Below are 20,199 nucleotides of genomic sequence, written 5' to 3'. Positions count from 1 at the left end.
GACCGCCCGAACGAGACTCTCGCCATGAATATCAAGTACTTGCGTGCCTATTTGCACCAGCCGGACGGCAGCCGTCGCGCCATCGGCTATCTCTCGCAGTACGGGGACATCCTGCGCATGTCGTTCGACGAGGACTACATTGCCGACGCGCGGCGCCCCGTCCTCTCGCTCGCCTATCGCGGGGCCAATGAGACAGCGACCCGCGAAATTCTCGCATCGCCTCAGGACGTTCGTCTCGTGCGCACCGATGGCCGCTGGCCTGTGTATTTCGAAAATCTGCTGCCAGAAGGCCACAATCGCGAACGCCTCGCCGCAGAGCGTCGTTGCAGTCCCGACGACGAGTTCGAACTGCTCGCCGCCGCTGGTCACGACCTGATGGGCGCCTTGGAAGTCGAGCCGGTACCGCCGCGCGAAGGCGTGCCGGACGTCGTGCATCGCTGGCACACCGCACTGGGACTTGAAATGGTCGAGCCCGGCTTCGTCGACACGCCGGTGGAAGATGCGGCGTCGCTGCCCGGCGTCGTGACGAAGTTCTCCGCCATTCGCGACGGCCGCCGCTACATCGTGAAGCGTCAGGGGCGCGCAGGGTCCGTCATTCTCAAGCTGCCGACCACGCGCCACCCCGATCTCGTCGAGAACGAATTCACCGGCTATCGGCTGTGCGAAGCCCTCGATCTCGACTGCGCAAAAGCCGAAATCATTTCGCGGCACGACGCCGATCTGCCTGAGCACGTGCCGTTCGAGCACATTCTCGCGGTGCCGCGCTTCGACCGGTTGCCCGATGGCCGACGTGTCCATATGGAAGAGTTCGCGCAGGTGCTGCAATACCCGCCGCGCAGCAAATACGGACGCGGCCTCGACGTCGACTACACCACGATGCTGCGCGTGCTCGATCAGCTCTCCGGCCAGCCTGTGCGAGACGTGCGCGAGTTCATGCGACGTCTGATCGCGTTCATCCTGCTCGGCAACACGGATGCGCATCTCAAGAACTGGGCGCTGATTTATCCCGACGCGCAGACCCCACAACTTGCCCCCGTCTACGATCCGGTGTGCGTCGCAGCGTTCTTCCACGATGTACCGCCCTCGCACTACGGCGTGAACCGGGCCATCGACAAGACGCTGCGGGCCTTCGACTGGCCCGCCCTCGAAGCGCTGCTCAAAGGGGCCGGACTGCTGCGCGTGGGACGGCTGCTGACGATCGCGCGCGAGACAGTTCGTGAAGCGCAGGCCGTCTGGCCCACCTTGCTCGACGATGCACCGGGTGCCGTCAAGGCCACCGTGCTGGAGCGACTGAACGGCGGCGTGGCGCTAACCGCCTGAAACACGGCCTCGCCGCACCATCAAAAATATTACCCGGGTGATATTGCAAACCAAATAACACCCGGGTAATATTCGCCACATCGACCATCCGTCATCGTTATCGGAGTCCGTTGTGGCTGCTCAATCTCTTGGCTATACCGTCTTTCGCGACAAGCGTCGCATCGCCGCCGGCTCGCTTGCCGACGCCGCCATCGCCTATCAGCAGACGATGCTCGCCGACCCGCACGCGTCGGTCCTCATCTTCGACAACCTGACGGGCGATACGCGCGACGTCGACACACGCGGTAGCGCCGCCGACATTCGTGCGCGCTACCCCGCCCCCGTGACCGACAGCCCCGTCAGTGGCGACAGCGCATCCGAACCGGACGACGCCCCCAAAGGCCGGGGCCGCCCGAAGCTCGGCGTCGTGGCGCGCGAAGTCACGCTGCTGCCGCGTCATTGGGACTGGCTCTCCGAGCAACGCGGCGGCGCGTCCGTCGCACTGCGCAAGCTGATCGACGAAGCCCGTCGCGCGAATGCCGAGCGCGATATGCAACGTCGTGCGCAAGAACGTTCGTACAGCTTCATGTCGACGATGGCAGGCGACTTGCAGCACTTCGAAGAGGCGTCCCGCGCGCTCTTCGCCAACGATCTCGCCGCACTGGCCCAGCGCATCGTCGAATGGCCCGAAGACGTGCGCACGCATCTGATGCGTCTCACATCCACCGACGACCTGGTCGACGCGTTGGCCTGATCACGCCTTAGTCCATCGGCGCGAGGGACCGTCGCCCCCTCGCCGCCTCACACAGATTTCGCCGATTTCACTGCTCACCGGGCGGACCGCCGTCCCGGATAGGCCTCGCTTTGCCTGTCGCTTTTGCGACATCCCCGTCGACGACCCCTTTTTCAGACGTCCTTGTCTGACGTGTTCCGTCCGACGTTTGCGTTCTCACCAAGGAAAAGAACCATGACGCAACAACCCGCCACACCACCGCAGCCGCCCCGGCCGCTCTGGAAAACCTGGCTCCTCATCGCCGTGCCGATGATGCTGACCAACGCGCTCCAGTCCATTGCGGGCACCGCCGACGGCATCTATCTCGGACACCTGATCGGCACCGATGCGATAGCGGCCGTCTCCGCCTTCTTTCCCGTCTTCTTCTTTTTGTTGGCTATCGTGATCGGTCTGTCCGCTGGCGCAACCGTCATGATCGGCCGGGCGTGGGGCGCGCAGGATCGCGCGCTCGTGCGCAATATTGCAGGCACAGCGCTCGTGATGATGTTCGGCGCGGGCATCGTGATCAGCGTGCTGGGTGGCCTGTTTGCGACACGGCTGATGCGCGTGTTCGGCACCCCCGAGCCCGTATTCGACGCCGCAACGCTATACGCCCGGTGGATGCTGATCGGCATGCCCGTCATCTTTATGCTCTGGCTGACGACGTCGATGAGCCGGGGCACCGGCGACGCGGTGTCTCCGCTCATCGCGCTACTGATCGCAACGTTGCTGTCGCTCGGACTGACACCGGCGTTCATCTACGGTTGGGGACCGTTCCCGGCACTGGGCGTGGCGAGTGCCGTGGCATCGACGATGATCGCGTTCACCGTCGCCCTGATCTGGATGGCCATCCACTGGCGACGCAAGGGACATCCGCTGGCACCGAACACCGATCTGTGGCGCGCGATTCGATGGAACCCTGCGTTGGCGCGCGGCATCCTGCACATCGGCGTGCCCGCAGCGATTCAGATGCTGACGATGGCGATTGCCGAAATGGTGCTGCTGAGCATGGTCAATCGACACGGTGCGAATGCTACCGCCGCTTACGGTGCGGTCACGCAGGTGATGAGCTGGTTGCAGATGCCGGTGATGACGCTGGGCATTACGGCGTCGATCCTGTGCGCCCATGCTATCGGCGCAGGACGCAGTGAGCGCATCGGCGCGATCGTGCGCACCGGCCTGTTGTGCAATCTGGGACTGACCGGCGGCCTGATCGTGGTGATCTATCTGATTGCACCGACGATCCTTCGTGGCTTCCTGACCGATCCCGACGTGCTGTCACTCGCGACACACCTGCTCTACATCGTCGCCTGGAGTGTACTGGTGATGGGAACCACCGCGGTGATGACCGGCGCAATGCGCGCCAGCGGTCGCGTGTGGGTGCCGACGCTACTCGGCATGATCGGGCTGTTGGGCATCGAAGTGCCCGCCGCGTGGATGTTCGAGCGGATCGCCGGACTCACCGGCATCTGGTGGGCGTATCCGCTCGCGTTCATCGCCATGCTGACGATGCAGGGCTTGTGTTACCGGGCCTTCCGGCGGGCATCGTGTCGCGCCCAGAAGAACATGACCATACCGGCGCAGGAAAGCAAAGCGCCAACCCAACCGGTCGACGTCCAGCCGTAACCCGCAGTGATCGCCACGCCGCCGAGCCATGCACCGGCGGCGTTGGCCATATTGAAGGCCGAATGATTCAGCGCCGCCGCAAGCGTTTGCGCCTCGCCCGCCACGTCCATCAGGCGAATCTGCAATGCGGGGCCGATGATGATGATCGTGCCGATCGCCAGCACGTTCACCCCCGCCAGCCAGGGGCTCGACGACGTGAACGTAAAGGCCACAAGCAACAACGCTGACCAAATCAGCGTGCCGCCGATGGCCCGCATCAACGTGGCCGCCGCCACCAGACGCGGGCCGATAATCGTGCCGCCGACCATCCCCACGCCGAACAGCGCCAGATAGAACGGCACCCACGATTCAGGCACACCAGCGACTTGCATGAGCGTCGGCTTGATATAGCTGAAGACGGCAAACATGCCACCGAAGCCGATGGCGCCGATTCCCAGCGTGAGCCAAACCTGCGAATTGCGCAGCGCGTTAAGTTCGCGCAGCGGACTTGCACCATGCGGTGCAGGCGCGTCCGGCACCCAGCGCCACACGAGCAAGGCCGTCAGCGTGCCGATCACACCCACCATCACGAACGCCGCACGCCAGCCCAGCCATTGGCCGAGACCTGCGGCAATCGGCACACCGAAAAGCGTCGCCAGCGTGAGTCCGAGCATGACTTGTCCGACGGCATGCACGCGGCGATGCGGCGGCACGAGCGACGCCCCGACGAGCGCCGCCACACCGAAATAGGTGCCGTGCGGCAGACCGCTGAGAAATCGCAAGATGATCAGCGAGACATAGCCCGGGGCCAGCGCGCTTGCGAAATTACCGACAGCGAACATCGCCATCAGGGCGATGAGAAACGCGCGACGCGGCAGACGCACGCCAAGCACCGCAAGCAATGGCGCACCGATCACGACACCCAGTGCATAGGTGCTGATCGCGTGACCGGCCTGAGGAATGGTGATGTCCAGACCTTTGGCGACGTCGGGCAACAGGCCCATGATGACGAACTCGCCGGTCCCGATACCGAAGCCGCCCATGGCGAGCGCCACGAACGAAAGCCAGACGGGAATGGACGACGGGGGCAACGTTTCAGTCGCCTCGACGGGGAGGATTTGGGGGGAACTCATCGGGATTCGGAGATGACAGCAAGCGAGGATTTTACGCGAAGCTGCCAAAGTCTGCAGACTCACTGCGGCGTTGCAACATCATCAAAACGTCACAAATACGGGCAAATAGCCTCGTTTTTGCACGCATCTACCGCACTGCAATATGACGAGCGATGAAACGGCAATCAGCACAAAAAAAAACCGGCCCAGTGGGTGGGCCGGCAAGCTACAACTGCGCTCCGGTTGCGGGAACCAGATGCAGTCGTATTGGGGGTCAACGGTGAGTGACACTTCGAGCGCGCCGCATCGATGACGCTGCTCAGTGCTTCAGCTCACTCCCCGGAACAACCGTTCAGTGGTCAGTGATGCTTCGAATGCCACTTCCCGGACTTGTCATCCTTTTCATATGTCTGTTTCACGGCACTCCATGCCACTTTGTGCGCCGTCTCTTCACGCGATTCGTGACCGCGCCGCTCGCCAGGGTCCTTGTACTCATCCCAGGCCGAATTGAACGCCTTGAGATAGATCTCCTGCGCGTGCGTCGGCAAGTTGTCTTTCACGCTCGCCGGTAAATCGTGAGTCTGTCGATACGGCATGACGAGTCCTCCTTGAATGGGGCCAATCGTCAGATATGCCCCATCACCACGAGCAACACCACAATCAGAACGATCAGTCCAAGACCGCCGGACGGGTAGTAACCCCATCCCCGGCTATGCGGCCACGCGGGCAATGCACCGACCAACAACAAAATCAGAACAATCAACAAGATGGTGCCAAGCATGACTTTCCTCCCTTGCCGATCTGACGACGACCGTCACCTGTCGGTCATCCGGGCGATCAGCACGCCGCCCCGTCCCCACCGCGCGACCGCTCGACATACTTGCCGGGCGGACGCAACGGTGGCTCCTCCACCGGCGGATCGAGCGGCCGGTCGGGCGGCGGCATCGGCGTCGGTTCGTCCTCGTCCGGAGGCGACTTCGGCGGCGGTGTCCCCGGCGGTTTGCCCGGTGGGTTGCCCGGGTCGTACGGCTCAGGCAAGTGCCCTTCCAGTCGGCGAATATGATTTAGGCTCGGCATGAGCAAGGACTCGTGCGGCTCAATGCCAGTACGGGTCGACGGTGTAATACGTATGCACCTGCTCGGCCCAATGCATGTCGGCCATACTCGGCCAGTGATCCTTGTCGAACCCCGGCGCCTTCTTGAGCGCCTCTTTGTCGATGTTCAGGATGAAGCGCTTGTTCTCCACGTCGAGCTGCAAGGCATGCCACGGAATGGCGAAGAGCTTGTCGCCCATGCCGAGGAAGCCGCCAAAGGACAACACGGCGTAAGCCACGGTGCCGCGCTGGACGTCGAGCATGATGTGCTTGACCTTCCCCAGGCTCTCGCCTGCGGTGTTCACGACGTCTTCCGCGTCGAGCGTGTCGGCCGCCATCACGGACGGGCCCGGCCCGTCGGGCAGCTTGTGCGATGCGCCCACGATGCGAGCGCCTGATTGACTGGTTTGGGGCATCTGGCCCCGGCCGGATTGCATAGTCATGATTCCTCCTTCGCTGATGAAGTCGAGACGCGTATTTCGGAACAACGGCGGAGAACTCACGGCGTCATCCCAACAAGGCGTCTTCGACAGGGCGAGAGTGCGGTCTCTTGTGCGTTGCGGCGACGCGTGTCGCCGCAACGTCCTGCAATGATTGACGCTTACTTGGCGGATACCTTGATGTCGTTCTTGACATCGACCACGCCGTCTACGCCCTTGACCGTATCCTCGACGAGGGTCTTCTGTGCCGACTCAGGCACCGAACCCGTCAGATGCACCACGCCGTGGCGCGTTGTGACGTGGACCTTGGTCGACGGCACATCCTTCTTGGCAAGCAACTCTGCCTTCACCTTGGCGGTGAGTGCCGAATCGTCGATCTTGCGGCCGGTATCGCTCATCACGCCGCTGGCGGTCGCGTTATCGGCAATCTTGATGATCCCGCCCTGATCGAGCGCGTGGGCTGCGATGCCCGTGGTAGCAAGTGCACCCGCCATGACGAGTTTGAGCAGATTGGCTTGTTTCATTGTGTTGACCTCCCGAAATTGGCCGTCGCATCGTTGGCATTGCCTTGCATTGCCTTTGGGCGTCACCTCCTGCACGGCACTCGTGCGGCGCCCATACGACGACCGAGTCTTAGGTGATACATCCCCTCGCCCGGAGATGCCCGGTCTTGCCTTTTGACCGGCGCCTTCGGTGCTTTCTGCACCTCTGATGCCGGTTTGTCCTTTATTCGTTTGCCTGTGCTAAATCTTGTGGCCTTCCTGGCTCTCGCCCGGGCGGCTCATCGATTTCATGCGTCGCTCGTGCAGCCGGTTGTCGACACCCTTCACGCCGTCGACCTTCTCCACTTCCATCTGCACGACGTGTTGCATCCACCGTTCGGGCACATAGCCCGTCAGCAGTACGAGGCCTGACGTCACGGTCACTTCGACGTGGGAGACGTCGAGGTCGATGGCGTTGGTCAACGACTTACGAATCGCATCGTGTACTGCGCCATCGGCCACCGCATCTGCGGCATCCATCGGATCGATGCCAACCGTGCCTTCCGGCCAGTCGACCCGCTGCGACTGCGACGGACTTCTTCCTACCGGCAGCACCGACTGCCGGGCTTCATGCGGCTGCGGGGTGTCCGCGTCATCCGACGTCGGCATCGGCGCACCATGCGTCTCGGCATCACCGTCTTCGTGCGTCAGTGCGTGTTGCTCGTGCTCCGACGGGTCTTGCGTGCCTTCCTGCGTGCCTTCGTCCGCCAACCCATGCTTGTCAGTCTTACTGGGCGGTGTTGGCGATGGGGGGTTACGCTTCGCCATGACTGACTCCTTGACTGCCGTCCGTGCTATTGCAACTCGCACCGGACTTGTTGAAATCGATTGTAGAGAGCGAGTTTCATTCAGCGAATCGGCGGAATCTGAAAGACGTGTAGGCGGGCGCTGGCAAAACGTATATGGCGGACGCATCAATATTTCTGGACGCAAATAGTCACCGAAGGATCAACGGCTTACAGCCGTCTTTTGATCCTCTTGAAGAACGAGAGATTCGGGAGAAAATACGGGCCGCGAATCGTCGATCGGCACCCGTTGCAAGCGCAGAATCGGACGATTCCTACGAGAAGATGCCGACGACCTGTTCGGGGTCGACGGACTTACGATTCCGACGGCGTCATCGCATCGTCTTCCGAAGCGACGATCACACGATTGCGGCCGGTGGCTTTGGCACGATAAAGCGCGCGGTCGGCCGCCTTGACGAGCATATCGACCGACTCCCCTGCCTGCGGCTGTCGGCAAGCCACACCTATGCTCACCGTCACATGACCGAAGTCGCTCGACGCGTGATCGAGATTGAGCCGGTCGACTGCCAGCCGGATCCCCTCCGCTACGCGCTGAGCGCCCGGTGCATCGGTGTCCGGTAGCACGGCAATGAATTCCTCTCCGCCGTAGCGCCCGGCGGCATCCGACGGACGTTGCAGCGCCGCCCCGATGGCACCGGCGACCGCCGCAAGTGCGGCGTCACCTGCTTGGTGCCCGTGCGTATCGTTGTAGCGCTTGAACCAGTCGATATCGATGAAGGCGACGGCCAGCGAATGACCGGCGCGGCGCATGCGCCGCCACTCTATAGCAAGGATCTTGTCGAGCGAGCGGCGGTTCGAAAGGCCGGTCAGGCCATCGGTACGTGCCAGAAGGCGCAATTCCCGCTCGGCTCGCAGGCGTCGCCGCAACTGGGCGGCGAGGAGCAACGACGTCAGCACGAACCCCACGTTGAGCAGCAGGAACAGCCCGCCGAACTCGATGACGCGTTTGTGCCACGGGGCAAGCGTCTCTTCGCTCGACGTCACGATGATCAGGGTCAGCGGCGCATTCTTCAGAAACCGTCGCGACATCAGGCTGTCGCGCTCCATGAAGCGGATCGGATAGATGCGATGGTCGTCACGTCCCGGGGGCAGCGATTCATAGCGACCGGTCTGTGCCATCGTCGACCCGATCACCTTTTCGTCGTACGGTTTGCGCATGAGAATCGCGCCGTCCTTGCCGAGCAGTAGGATCACCCCCTGACGGCCGACTTCGATGTGATCGAACAGATGACGGAAATACTCGATGTCCACCGCGAGCGACACCACACCACCGAACGAGCCATCTGAGCGCGAGATTCGTCGGCTCATGACCATCGTCGGTGCGTTGTTGCGAAGGCGCGAATGGATAAAGCCGCTCACGTACAGTCCGGCGTCCGGGTGGGTCCGATGGATGCTGAAATACTCCCGATCGGCGAAGTTGAACGGCCGCGGCACCTCGCTCTCCGCGTCGATGGCGATGTTTCCCTCTGCGTCTAGCACGACGAGCGACCCGATGTAACGCGACGCCCCCGCCCGTTCGAAGATCAGCTCACGACGAAGTGCGGGGGCCATCGCCTCGACATCGGGACGCGCCAGCAACTTCACGACCGCATCGAGCGAAGCCTCGTATAGCTGGAAATTGAGCTCCAGATCCCGCTCCAACACTTCGGCGATGTTGCGCTGGTTGTCGGCCGCACGGGCGAGCACCAGCAGCCGACCTTCGTAGAGCAACGCCACGGCCACCACCATGACGAGAATGGATATCCCGACGCCGCTCCAGACGATGAGCGTCGGCGTGCGCGCCACCCAGCGCACCGCCGTTTCCAACGCGACGACAATGCGTGCCTGCAACCGATGCAGCGGCATACTTCAATGCGCTCCGTGTTCAGGCCATAAAGTCGGCGGCCATATCCGCGTCGGTGCGGGCTTCAAGCCGCCCGTCTCGACACGCCTTGCGGAACACCTCATAGTCCCGCTCGACCTGATCGGCGTAGTCCGTCGCGTAATGAATCATCGCCTCGCCCAGACGAATTCCCTTGCCGACGTAACCCACGAGTTCGGGTGCGCATCCTCCCGCTTTGGCATGCGCGCGAGCCAGCACCCAGCCGCACAGACCGGCGTACTCGCGGAAGCCATCGGCACGGAACAGCTCGAACTGCGCAGAGATCTTCATGTCGCGCAACTGGCGGCCATAGATACAGCGTCCGAACGGTCCCGAACCCCAGCCGAGGAAGGCGTCGGAGGCCGCCTGCATGAGGCGCTGCCCCTCCACCACACGACGCCCGTCGTGCTTGGGCGTGACATTGCGGAAGAAGCGGGAGACGACCGAGCGCGACGCCTCCTTGAACTGCAGGAACAGCGGCTGTTCGTGGGCATCCATCATCAGCAACACCAGACAACGCGTACCGACGCTGCCGACGCCCACCACTTTGAAGGCCATGTCCTCCTGCGTATAGCTCTCGAGCATGCGGGCACGATCGGGCGGGAGCGAATTGACGTGACTCTTATAGACGGGGGCGAACATGGTGCGCCAGTCGCCCAGACCGAGCCAGTCGTCTTCCGGACCGAAAAGTGTGGTCGCGCCGTGGACGTGGAATACCGTGGGCGGCGTGTCGCGAATCTGCCAGTAATCGCCGACCTGCTGCGCGAACTTCGGCAGCACGTTTTCATGGGTGCGGCCGGACGCCCGGGCGATGCCGCGTTTGACGCCCTCACGCACCCGGTCGGTCCCGGCCAGATTCAGCATGCGCTCGAAGGTGATTTGCTCGTGCCACAGCTCGATGGTCGGCATGTGGGCGTATTCGTCGAGCCGCCGGGCGTAGCTGTCTACGGCCGCGCGCACCATCTCGACACCTAGCGTGTCGCCGAAACCGAACTGCCGTGCAGCGAGCACCAGACTCGCGCACAGCCGCTTCAGATCCCACTCCCACGGACCGGGCGCGGTTTCGTCGAAATCGTTCAGATCGAAGATCAAAGTCCGTTCCGGGGTGGCGAAACCGCCGAAGTTCGCCAAATGGCAATCCCCGCAAATCTGCATGGTGAGCCCGGTGTTCGGCGTACCTGCCAGATCGTGCGCCTGGACAATCGCGCTGCCACGGTAGAAGGCGAACGGCGACGCGAGCATCCGGCCGTAACGCAGCGGCACGAGCGCCGCCACCCGCCCCTCGCTGCTCGTTCGCAACAACGCCACGATGTCGCGGTCGGTGTTACCGAGATGCGAATGGCTGCTGCGGGGTGTCTTTTCGCGTAGTTGCCGCCCCGCTGCGACGCGGGTTTCGAACGGGACGCTGGGAACGCTGGGCACCGTCGGCTGAGAGGATGACGCAGGCGCGGCAGGCGCTGCGGCCGGAGCCGCCGGGGTGGCTTTCGCGGTACTTCCCTTTGTCATCAACGATTTAGCGGTCATGACCAGCTCCTTATTGTTGTGATGTCGGCGAGGGTGTAGACGTCGGGAATGGACAGGCGTCCGGCCAGCGGCTGACTGGCCGGGAACTGGATCAGGACGGAAATGAGGGAGAGATAGGCGAAGGCCAATGCCAGACACACGGCCCCGATCTGCACGAGGTGAACGGCCAACGCCGAAGATGACTCCGGCGAAGCGGCGGCCGCAGATGTCACTGATACCGCAGCCGTGAGCGGCGCGACGGCCATTCCAACCAGCACCAGCACTTGCAACAGCCTCATGCGAATGCGCATATCACGGCTCCTGCGGGCACATTGGCCACCAAGATTGCACTCAGTGAGAGGAAATCCCAAGGAAATCAGGCAAAATCTAGGGCTGCGGTATTTCGCCCCGCGCGGGCGGGTATGCACGGATTATTCACTATGGCATCGGCACTGTCGAGCATCGACGCAGCAGGCGCGAATTACGCGCGCGCGGGGTGCGAGCAGTCGCAGGTTCCCGGATTCTCGGAAATATTCCACCGCAATCCTCAACTATTGGCGCCGCGTGCCGATAACCAGTTAAGCGGGACTTTTCGGTCGGTTTTCATATGTCCAGTTCGTACAGTGGTTGGCTTGTTGCGCTATCGCTCGCAGTGGCAGTACTGGCGTCGTTCACGGCGCTCGACCTTTCAGGTCGCATCTATCTTCTGACCCACCGTGGCATGCGCCACGCGTGGCTTGCCGTGGGCGCGACCGCCATGGGTATCGGCATCTGGTCGATGCACTTCATCGGCATGCTCGCCCTGTCGCTGTCGCCTTCGTGGTCGCCGCTCGACTCGAAAGCCACGCTTGCGCTCGGCTACGACCCGGCCATTACGGCGGCGTCGCTCGGCATTGCCATCGCGATTTCATGGGCGGCGCTCTGGCTCGTTGCCAGCGAACGCTTCACCCGGTGGCGTCTCGGATGCGCAGGCGTCACGCTGGGCATCGGCATCGCCGCCATGCATTACTCCGGCATGGCCGCTATGAAGATGGACCCGGACATCAGCTACGATCCACTGCTCTTCGCTGCGTCAATCGCGATTGCCATTGCGGCCGCCACGGCGGCGCTGTGGATCGCCCGGACGCTGCGCGACGGCAGCCTGCGCTATGTGATGGCGAAGCGCGTGGCTGCCGCCATCGTCATGGGGCTCGCCATCACGGCGATGCACTACACGGGCATGTCGGCCGCCACGTTCGCCGCAGGCGCCATCTGCGGCGCCGCCAATGGCGTGAGTTCGCCGTGGCTGGTGACGACCGTGAGCCTGTTCACCTTCCTGATCCTGGTCACCACCCTGCTCGTCTCCCGTCTGGATGCGCGCACGAGCTTCCTGGCCAACTCCGTCCTGCAACTGAACACCCAGATCGCCCGCATGGCGACGTACGACGCGCTGACGGATCTGCCCAACCGCCGTGCCCTGCACGACGCCGCCGCGCGCATGCTGATCAACTCGCGCCGCGACCAACGTCGGTTTGCGGTGCTCTTCATGGATCTGGACGGCTTCAAGACCATCAACGATTCGCTGGGCCATAACGTGGGCGACGACGTGCTGCGCGCCTTCGCCAAACGGCTGCGCAAAAACGTGAACGGCGACGACGTGGTGGCCCGACTCGGCGGCGACGAGTTCGTGGTGCTGCTCGGCTCGCTGTCATCGCCCGAAGTCGCGGGACGCGTGGCGCAACGCCTGCTCGACGACATGCGTGACGGCTTGAAGGTCGGCTCCCAGTCGCTGCACGTCATGCCCAGCATTGGTGTGGCGCTGTTCCCGGACGACGGCGACAGCATCGACCTGCTGCTCAAGCACGCCGACACCGCGATGTACGAAGCCAAGCGCGCGGGCCGGGGCATCTTCCTCTACTTCGAGCCGCGCATGAACGCGGCGGCCCAGCGCACCTGGGAAATCCAGCAAGCGCTGCACGACGCCGAGAGCGAGCAGTACTTCTCGCTGCATTTCCAACCGAAGTATCGCGGCGACACGGAAGCGCTGGCGGGTGCCGAGGCCCTGCTACGCCTGACGCACCCGACCTTCGGAGAATTGCAACCGGCCGACTTCATCCCGGTCGCCGAGCGCACGGGCCAGATCGTGCAGATCGGTTACTGGGTGGTACGTGCCACCTGCCAGCACATCAAGGAGTGGGATGCGGCCGGGTTGCCGCCGGTGAAGGTCGCGATCAACCTGTCGCCGCGCCAGATGGCGCAGTCGCAGCTGGTCGAGAACATCGTGGAAATCGTGCAGGACGCTGGCATCGCCTGCACGCGTCTGATGTTCGAGATCACGGAGACGGTGGCGATGTTCGATGCGCAGCACACCATCGACGTGATCCGCGCCTTCCAGGATTACGGCTTCGAGGTGGCAATCGACGATTTTGGGACGGGCTATTCGAGTCTGGCGTACTTGCAACGCTTCCGCGTCAAGCAACTGAAGATGGACCGCTTTTTCACCAATGGACTGGACACTTGCGGACGAGAAGGCAGTGCCGTGGTGTCCGCGATCATTGCGCTGGCCCACTCACTCGACATGGACGTGGTCGCCGAAGGCGTCGAGACGGCGTCGCAACGCGAAGCGCTCAAGACACTCGATTGCGACGAACTGCAAGGTTTCCTGCTGGGCAAACCGTTGACCGGCGACGCGTTTGCGCGCCTGCTTGCGTCGCTGCCGGGTATCCCCGGCGGCCCCGTGATGGCCTGATCGGTCATCACAAAACCCAACAAAATCAACGATCAGCCGCCGCTTCCTCAGCACCGACTTCTGCTTTCCCTTCCGCGTCGGCCACAGGCTGCCCCGTCGCAAACGCCGCAGCTCGCGCCAGGCGCGCGCGCATGCCCTCGGTCGCCACTGGGCCTGCGGTCGGCACGTGCCGCTGCGGGTCCAGACGCACCCCCGTCACCGCATCGACCACGACCGGCTCGACCACTTGCCCCGTCTCCCGGTCCACCAACTGAGCCGCAATGCCTTCCGGCGCAAAGTGCCGATTGCCCCACGCGAGCAATGCCCACAGCACCGGACGGAAATCCCGACCGGCGTCGGTGAGCACGTATTCGAAGCGCGGCGGGCGGTCGCAGTACTGACGCCGCGCCAGCAAGCCTTCTTCCACCAATGCATTCAGGCGCCGGGTCAGCATGTTCGGCGCGATATCCAGGCGACGCTGAAAATCATCGAAGCGCGTGGTGCCGTAGCCTGCCTCACGCAAGATCAGAATGCTCCACCATTCGCCCACACGCTCAAGGCTGCGGGCGATGGGGCACTGCATGTCGCGGAATGTCTTTCGTTGCATAAGGATTCCTCCTGTTCAGCGCCATCGATGACGACAGCGCTGCCTATTACCATGCAAGTGAGCATAAGCGCGTCGACACCGGCGAGCAAGCCGCCGGTGTCCCGAGAACTTCACATTTCACTTTAACAACGCGACGCCATCCGCCCCGATCATTGAAAATCAATCACTTACAGCCGATTTGCGACGTAAATAATCTCAAGTGAATTCTTCGACCGATATCCTCAATGCGCATCTGCGCTCGGCGCTTTGGGCGGTGCAACCCGACGCATGAGCGGCACCATCAGCGTCACGCCCAGGAAGATCAGCCCCAACCCGCCGAAGATGTCGCCGAACGTGATCGTCTGCGCCTCGCGCAACGTCAGCAGCCAAAGCTGCCGAAGCGCCGCCGTCTGCGCGTCGACCACATCCAGTCCCGCCGCGCCCAGCCGAGCGCCCACGCTCGCCAGCCACTGACCGACCGCCGGATTGCCCTCACCCATGCGTTCGGCGAGCCGGAAGAAGTGCAGATTCGTGCGGTCATTCAGGACCGTCGTACAGACGGCAATCCCGATGGCACCGCCGAGGTTACGCATCAGATTGAAAAGCCCCGACGCCAGACGCAATCGCGCAGGCGGAAGGCTGCCCAGCGTCAGCGTGACGATCGGGGCCACCGCGAACTGTTGCGACGCACCGCGCAGCGCCTGCGGCAACATCAGTTGCAACGAGCCCCAATCGTGCGTGATCGGCGCGAACTGCCACATCGACAAAGCAAAGCCGCCAATCCCGAGCATCATCAAGATGCGCAAATCGATCCGGTTGGCCAGCATTGCGTAGATAGGGATCGACAACAACTGAAAGACGCCCGTCGAGAACACGGCCATCCCGATCTCGAACGCCGAAAATCCGCGCACGCGCCCAAGGAACAGCGGCGTGAGGTAAATCGTCGCGAAAATACCGATACCCGTCGCGAACGAGAAGAAACAGCCCAGCGCGAAGTTCCGCTGTTTGAGCGCCCGCAAATCCACAATCGGCTGCGAATACACCAGACTGCGCCAGATGAACGCCACGCCACACAGCCCGGCAAGCCACGCCGTCGCGCGAATCGTGTCGTCACCGAACCAGTCCCAGCGCGGCCCCTCTTCCAGCGTGTATTCGAGGCACCCCAGGCTGACAGCCATCAGGACCATGCCGAGATAGTCCGCACCACGCAGCAGCGAGAAGTCGGGACGGTCGATGCGCACCAGCAGCGGCACCGTCACCGTCACGAAGATGCCCGGCACGATGTTGATGAAAAATAGCCAGTGCCATGAGTAGTTGTCCGTGATCCACCCGCCGATGGTCGGCCCGAGTGTCGGCGCCAATGACGAAAGACCGCCGATCACGGCCGCCGCCACCACGCGCTGCGGCCCACTGAAGAAGGCGAACGCCGTGGTGAAGACCAGCGGAATCATCGAGCCGCCGAGAAACCCTTGCAGCGCACGGAACGCGATCATGCTCTGGATGTTCCACGCCGCGCCGCACAGCAAGCTCGCCACGGTAAAGCCCGCCGCCGAGGCCGCGAAGATCCAGCGCGTCGACATGACGCGAGACAGCCAGCCCGAGAGCGGGATCACGATGATCTCGGCAATCAGGTAACTGGTCTGCACCCAGGCCGTTTCGTCTGCTCCGGCCGAAAGACCACCGCCGATATCCCGCAACGAGGCCGACACGATCTGAATGTCGAGCAGCGCGATAAACATACCGACGACCATCGTGCCAAAGGCGATGATCTTGGCGGGCGTCGACATGGCGTCGACCGAGAAACCGCCACCCGCCGGTGCGGGGGCCGCCGCCAGTCGCGGTCGCTCGTCGTTCGCGGAGTGCGACGGCGATCCAGCGGCGTCACCACTGGCAGGCAGCGGTTGTGCTGCCCCCGAGTTCGCGGCGCTCATCGTGCGGCTACCTTGGCGGGTGCCGGGGCCGACGACTTGTCGCCGCTGCCATCACCGCGCGCATCCACCTCAGCCGTCACCGACAGGCCGGGACGCAGCGTCCCAAGACGTGCATCCGCATCGTCGAGCTGCACCCGCACCGGCACGCGCTGCACGATCTTGGTGAAGTTGCCCGTCGCGTTTTCCGGCGGCAACACGCTGAACTGCGCGCCTGTCGCAGGGGCAAGACTCGCCACGCGACCGTGGAAGACGCGACCGGGCAATACGTCCGCCTCGATCTTCACCGGCATGCCGGGACGCAGATGCGCCACCTGCCCTTCCTTGAAGTTCGCATCGACCCAAAGACCGTGCGCCGGTACGACGGCCAGCAGTTGCGTGCCCGCCTGTGCGTACGCGCCCGGACGCGCCCGGCGGTTCCCGATAGTGCCGTCGACCGGTGCACGCAAAACCGTGTATTCGACGTTGAGTCTGGCGATGTCGCGCTCGGCAACGGCCTGTGCCAGCGCTGCCTGCGCCTGCTGCTTCTGCGTGGCAATCACATCCAGTTGACGCTCGGCCGCCACAGCCCCCGCCTCCGCTCGGTCACGATTCGCGGCGATCTGCTTGTAATCGGCATCCGCCTTCTGCGCGCTCTGCACCGACACCGCCGCCTTGGCGACGAGATCCTGATAACGCACCTGGTCATCATGCGCGCGCCGCGCGTCGGCCGTCACCGCCACCACGCTTGCGCGCGCCTGCGCAATGACCGCCGCCTGCAACTTCGCCGTCGCATCGAGATTCGCGATCAGCGCCTGCTGCGCGGCAACCGCCCCTTCGGCCTTCGCCAATGCAGCGCGGTAATCGCGATCGTCCAGCCGTACCAGCACGTCGCCCGCATGCACCGTCTGGTTATCCGTCACCAGCACTTCCGCGATGTACCCCGGCACCTTGGGGCCGAGCACGGTGACGTCGCCACCGACATAGGCATCGTCCGTCGATTCCAGATAGCGCGCCGTCGTCCACCAGTAAGTGCCATAGCCGAGCACCGCGATCGCCGCGACGACAATCGCGCCACGCATGACGAGTCGGCGCGGGAACGCGCGCTTCTCAGAGGGACCGCCCGGTTGGCTGGCGTGTTGGGCGGGAGTGCTCGGGGATGTCATGGGTCGATCCTTCTTCGCGCTTAAGGCGGTGATGAGGCAGTGATGAGATAGAGAACGGGAATTCGCAACCAGTGGTTGCTTTCATAATGGAAGTGAGTATAGAGTTACAACTATCATCTTGCAAGTAACTCGTTAAATTCCATGAATGCAACCCTGCTCACGGTGTCCGGCGTTACCCCGTCGATTCTGCGCAATGCCTTACTGGCGCTATCAATCAGCGCGATGGCCGGATGCGCGGTCGGCCCCGACTACGTCGTACCGAAGGCCGATCTGCCGACCCATTTCCAGGGCAGCGCAGCCCTTGCGCAACGCGACGCGAGTCATGGACTGACGGGCGCGCCGCCCGAAAAAGGCGTGGCATTGGATAGCTGGTGGACGGGCTTTCATGACCCGGTGCTGACGGAGATCGTCGATCAGGCGCTCGCGCAGAACCTCGACTTGCAGGCCGCCATGGCACGCGTCGAACAGGCCCGCGCGCAAGCGCGTGCGGCCGGAGCACAACGGCTGCCCTCGCTCACACTGGGCGGCAGCGTGACGCGCGAGCACCAGTCGCTGGAAAGCCCGCTTGGCGTCGTGGCGCGCAACCTCCCCGGCTACAACCGCAACATGACGATCTACGACATCGGCGCGGGCGCAAGCTGGGAGCTGGATCTGTTCGGTGGACTGCAACGCTCGGCGCAAGCGGCGGGTGCGTTGGCGCAAGCGGCAGAAGCACAGCGTGACGGCGTGCGTGTGAGCATCGTGGCCGAAGCCGCCGATGCCTATTTCCGCGTCAGAGCCGCCCAGCGACGACTGGCCATTGCACAGGACCAGATCGACACCGACGCCCGGCTGATGGAAATCGTCCGTTTGCGACTGAAGGATGGTTTGGCGACGGCGCGCGAACTGGCGCAATCGGAAGCGCTGCTGGCACAGGCGCGCACGACACTGCCGCCGTTGCGCATCGAGCGCGAGACGCAACTCAATCGGCTCGATGTGTTGATGGGCGCCGCGCCGGGAACGTATGCGCGACGCATGAGCGTGGCGACGCAGGATGACGACCTGAAGGCGCGTCCGCTGACGATTCCTGCCATCGGTGACGCCAGCGCCCCCACCGATTTGCTGCGCCGCCGACCGGACGTCATCGCCGCAGAACGCAAACTGGCATCGTCGAACGAACGGATTGGCGCATCGCTCGCGGAGTATTACCCCAAGCTGTCGCTCTCCGGCGTGCTGGGATTCGACACGCTCGCTGGCGGACGTGTGCCGAGCGTCGCGACGTTCCAGCCGCTTGCCGCGCTGGGCCTGCGCTGGCGTCTGTTCGATTTCGGTCGCATCGACGCCGAAGTCGCGCAGGCGCGCGGCGCGAACGCACAAGCCTTGGCGGAGTACCGGCTGTCGATGTTGCACGCCACGGAAGACGTCGAAAACGCCATCGTCACACTGGTAGAACTGGAGCAGCAACGCAAGGATCTGGCGAGCGCGGTCGACGCACAGACACGTGCGCGCGACAGCGCCCAGGAGGCGTACACGGGCGGGACCGTCAGTCTTTACGAAGTGCTCGACGCCGACCGCCAATTGCTGACGGTGCGCGACGCCGATGCCCGCGCACAGGCAGACAATGCACGGGCGGCCGTCGCGACGTTCCGCGCGCTGGGTGGCGGATGGGAGGCGGATGCGCCGACGCTGGCGCAGGTGAAGTGAAGGTCAGCGTTACACCAGTCAAGGACGTCGCGCCCGACGCAACACTGAAGCCGTCGGTGCGACGGCGCTGCTAAGACGCCGCTTGACACCCAGCGTCGCACCAGACGTCACACCACGACCGGCCACCGACGTCGGCGGTGCCGCCAACATCGACTGATAAGTCGAGGCCAATGCTTCCTGCGTGCTGACTTGCTCGCGAAGGCGCGCGATCACGGCGTCCTGCAACGCTTTGGCCGAACGCATCTCGTGCTGCGCTTCGGTCATCGCCGCGAGATTGGCCTCAGCGTCCTGCAACTGCCGTTGCGCCTGCTTACGCTCCTGCTGCAACGACTTGATAGATTCGCGCGCCGCATCCAGCTCCAGCATCAATCGACGCTCGTTGGCATCGGCACGCTCTGCCAGCTTCGTACGCTCGGCATCCCAGTCCGCACGATGCGAGTCATGCGCCTCCTGCATCGCTTGCGCCGCGTCGCGCGCCGAGGCAAGCGACTGACGTGACGCGACGGCATCCGCCTGCGCATCGATGAGCAACGCCTCGGCGCGACGTGCCTGCGCCTGCGCCTCGTCGCGTGCCTGACGCGCATCCGCCGCCGCCGTCTCCGCCGAAGCAATCCGCTCGTGAAGCACGGCGCGCGTTTGCTCCAACGCTTCGCGATCTGCGGCCAATTCAGCCTCCCGCGCATCGAGCGCAGCTCTCTGCACAGCGGCCTCCTCGGCCAGTGCCGTACGCGCTTCGTGTATCGCCAACGTCCACAAATCCAATGCGGCGCGGGCCACCGGCTCCGGCATGGGCACACCGTCCGGCAAACCCGCTAAACCACCATTTGCGCCGCCCCCACCGTTCAGTCGCGCCCCCAATCCCGCAAACCACGCATCCAGATAGGGACTCACGGTGTTCGGCGATCCGCGCCCCAGTTGCTGGCGAATCCGCTCAATCGTCGGGCGCTGTCCCGACATCAATAACGTATCGGCGGCCGTCCACACGTCGTGCTCGGAAATACCGCGACCACCCTGTCGAGGCGACGGCGCGAGCGTGGCGGATTTAGGGCTTTGGGACGCAGTCATCGCGAACACTCCTTGAAATGGACGGCATTGCATAATAAGTCACGATAATGG

19 protein-coding genes are annotated in these 20,199 nt (G+C 63.7%); 5 read left to right on the top strand and 14 right to left on the bottom strand.

Going from position 1 to position 20,199, the window contains the following annotated elements; all coding sequences use genetic code 11:
* Nucleotides 1-24 precede the first annotated feature (24 nt).
* From ACIQWO_RS04370 to ACIQWO_RS04360, 3 genes are all read left to right on the top strand, one after another.
* The gene (locus tag ACIQWO_RS04370; RefSeq protein WP_402819646.1) at nucleotides 25-1,320 is read left to right on the top strand and encodes a type II toxin-antitoxin system HipA family toxin; all 1,296 of its coding nucleotides are present in this window, start codon (nucleotides 25-27) and stop codon (nucleotides 1,318-1,320) included.
* Between the two features lie 112 nt (nucleotides 1,321-1,432).
* Entirely contained in the window at nucleotides 1,433-2,053 is a 621-nt protein-coding gene (locus ACIQWO_RS04365) for a DUF2239 family protein (protein ID WP_402819643.1), read from the top strand.
* A 213-nt stretch (nucleotides 2,054-2,266) separates the two neighbouring features.
* On the top strand, nucleotides 2,267-3,697 hold the full coding sequence (locus ACIQWO_RS04360; protein ID WP_402819640.1) for an MATE family efflux transporter: 1,431 nt from the start codon (nucleotides 2,267-2,269) through the stop codon (nucleotides 3,695-3,697).
* On the opposite strand, the gene ACIQWO_RS04355 is transcribed toward ACIQWO_RS04360, so the two are convergent.
* From ACIQWO_RS04355 to ACIQWO_RS04310, 10 genes are all read right to left on the bottom strand, one after another.
* Nucleotides 3,595-4,809: an MFS transporter gene (locus tag ACIQWO_RS04355; protein ID WP_402819637.1), complete on the bottom strand. Its 1,215-nt coding sequence runs from the start codon at nucleotides 4,807-4,809 to the stop codon at nucleotides 3,595-3,597. The two genes, ACIQWO_RS04360 and ACIQWO_RS04355, sit on opposite strands and share 103 nt — an antisense overlap.
* Nucleotides 4,810-5,147: 338 nt before the next feature.
* Entirely contained in the window at nucleotides 5,148-5,384 is a 237-nt protein-coding gene (locus tag ACIQWO_RS04350; RefSeq protein WP_039398528.1) for a ChaB family protein, read from the bottom strand.
* A gap of 29 nt (nucleotides 5,385-5,413) precedes the next feature.
* Nucleotides 5,414-5,569 (bottom strand): DUF3309 family protein, encoded by a 156-nt coding sequence (locus ACIQWO_RS04345; protein ID WP_072633275.1) that lies wholly within the window; start codon nucleotides 5,567-5,569, stop codon nucleotides 5,414-5,416.
* 56 nt (nucleotides 5,570-5,625) lie between these two features.
* A complete protein-coding gene (locus tag ACIQWO_RS04340) occupies nucleotides 5,626-5,865 on the bottom strand; it encodes a hypothetical protein (RefSeq protein ID WP_402819631.1) in 240 nt (79 codons plus the stop codon).
* A 19-nt stretch (nucleotides 5,866-5,884) separates the two neighbouring features.
* Nucleotides 5,885-6,325, bottom strand: coding sequence for a PRC-barrel domain-containing protein (locus ACIQWO_RS04335; RefSeq protein WP_402819628.1), 441 nt, complete (start codon nucleotides 6,323-6,325; stop codon nucleotides 5,885-5,887).
* Between the two features lie 158 nt (nucleotides 6,326-6,483).
* Nucleotides 6,484-6,846, bottom strand: a complete 363-nt coding sequence (locus tag ACIQWO_RS04330) for a BON domain-containing protein (RefSeq protein WP_402819625.1) — start codon at nucleotides 6,844-6,846, stop codon at nucleotides 6,484-6,486.
* Between the two features lie 219 nt (nucleotides 6,847-7,065).
* Nucleotides 7,066-7,632 carry a BON domain-containing protein gene (locus tag ACIQWO_RS04325; protein ID WP_402819622.1) on the bottom strand — a complete coding sequence of 189 codons (567 nt, stop codon included), beginning with the start codon at nucleotides 7,630-7,632 and terminating at the stop codon, nucleotides 7,066-7,068.
* Between the two features lie 332 nt (nucleotides 7,633-7,964).
* The gene (locus tag ACIQWO_RS04320) at nucleotides 7,965-9,515 is read right to left on the bottom strand and encodes a diguanylate cyclase (RefSeq protein WP_402819619.1); all 1,551 of its coding nucleotides are present in this window, start codon (nucleotides 9,513-9,515) and stop codon (nucleotides 7,965-7,967) included.
* 19 nt (nucleotides 9,516-9,534) lie between these two features.
* Entirely contained in the window at nucleotides 9,535-11,055 is a 1,521-nt protein-coding gene (locus ACIQWO_RS04315) for a DUF2252 domain-containing protein (RefSeq protein ID WP_402819616.1), read from the bottom strand.
* Nucleotides 11,052-11,345, bottom strand: a complete 294-nt coding sequence (locus ACIQWO_RS04310) for a hypothetical protein (RefSeq protein WP_402819613.1) — start codon at nucleotides 11,343-11,345, stop codon at nucleotides 11,052-11,054. The genes ACIQWO_RS04315 and ACIQWO_RS04310 overlap by 4 nt, the downstream gene beginning before the upstream one ends.
* Before the next feature lie 296 nt (nucleotides 11,346-11,641).
* Between ACIQWO_RS04310 and ACIQWO_RS04305 the strand changes: the two genes are divergently transcribed.
* A complete protein-coding gene (locus ACIQWO_RS04305; RefSeq protein WP_402819610.1) occupies nucleotides 11,642-13,762 on the top strand; it encodes a putative bifunctional diguanylate cyclase/phosphodiesterase in 2,121 nt (706 codons plus the stop codon).
* Between the two features lie 25 nt (nucleotides 13,763-13,787).
* Here the strand turns inward: ACIQWO_RS04305 and ACIQWO_RS04300 are convergent, their stop codons facing one another.
* From ACIQWO_RS04300 to ACIQWO_RS04290, 3 genes are all read right to left on the bottom strand, one after another.
* Complete coding sequence (locus ACIQWO_RS04300; protein ID WP_402819607.1) at nucleotides 13,788-14,348, bottom strand: winged helix-turn-helix transcriptional regulator; 561 nt, start codon at nucleotides 14,346-14,348, stop codon at nucleotides 13,788-13,790.
* 221 nt (nucleotides 14,349-14,569) lie between these two features.
* On the bottom strand, nucleotides 14,570-16,114 hold the full coding sequence (locus ACIQWO_RS04295) for a DHA2 family efflux MFS transporter permease subunit (RefSeq protein WP_402821812.1): 1,545 nt from the start codon (nucleotides 16,112-16,114) through the stop codon (nucleotides 14,570-14,572).
* 140 nt (nucleotides 16,115-16,254) lie between these two features.
* The gene (locus ACIQWO_RS04290) at nucleotides 16,255-17,400 is read right to left on the bottom strand and encodes an HlyD family secretion protein (protein ID WP_402819604.1); all 1,146 of its coding nucleotides are present in this window, start codon (nucleotides 17,398-17,400) and stop codon (nucleotides 16,255-16,257) included.
* A 141-nt stretch (nucleotides 17,401-17,541) separates the two neighbouring features.
* On the opposite strand from ACIQWO_RS04290, the gene ACIQWO_RS04285 reads away from it, so the two are divergent.
* A complete protein-coding gene (locus tag ACIQWO_RS04285) occupies nucleotides 17,542-19,083 on the top strand; it encodes an efflux transporter outer membrane subunit (protein ID WP_402819601.1) in 1,542 nt (513 codons plus the stop codon).
* A gap of 18 nt (nucleotides 19,084-19,101) precedes the next feature.
* On the opposite strand, the gene ACIQWO_RS04280 is transcribed toward ACIQWO_RS04285, so the two are convergent.
* Nucleotides 19,102-20,148, bottom strand: a complete 1,047-nt coding sequence (locus ACIQWO_RS04280; RefSeq protein ID WP_402819598.1) for a DNA-binding protein — start codon at nucleotides 20,146-20,148, stop codon at nucleotides 19,102-19,104.
* Nucleotides 20,149-20,199: the final 51 nt, after the last annotated feature.

It is taken from the genome of Pandoraea sp. NPDC090278, from assembly GCF_044772185.1.
In the GTDB taxonomy this organism is placed as follows: Bacteria; Pseudomonadota; Gammaproteobacteria; order Burkholderiales; family Burkholderiaceae; genus Pandoraea.
The sequence above is the reverse complement of the archived record's forward strand: the minus strand, read 5'-3'. Positions and strand labels throughout refer to the sequence as shown.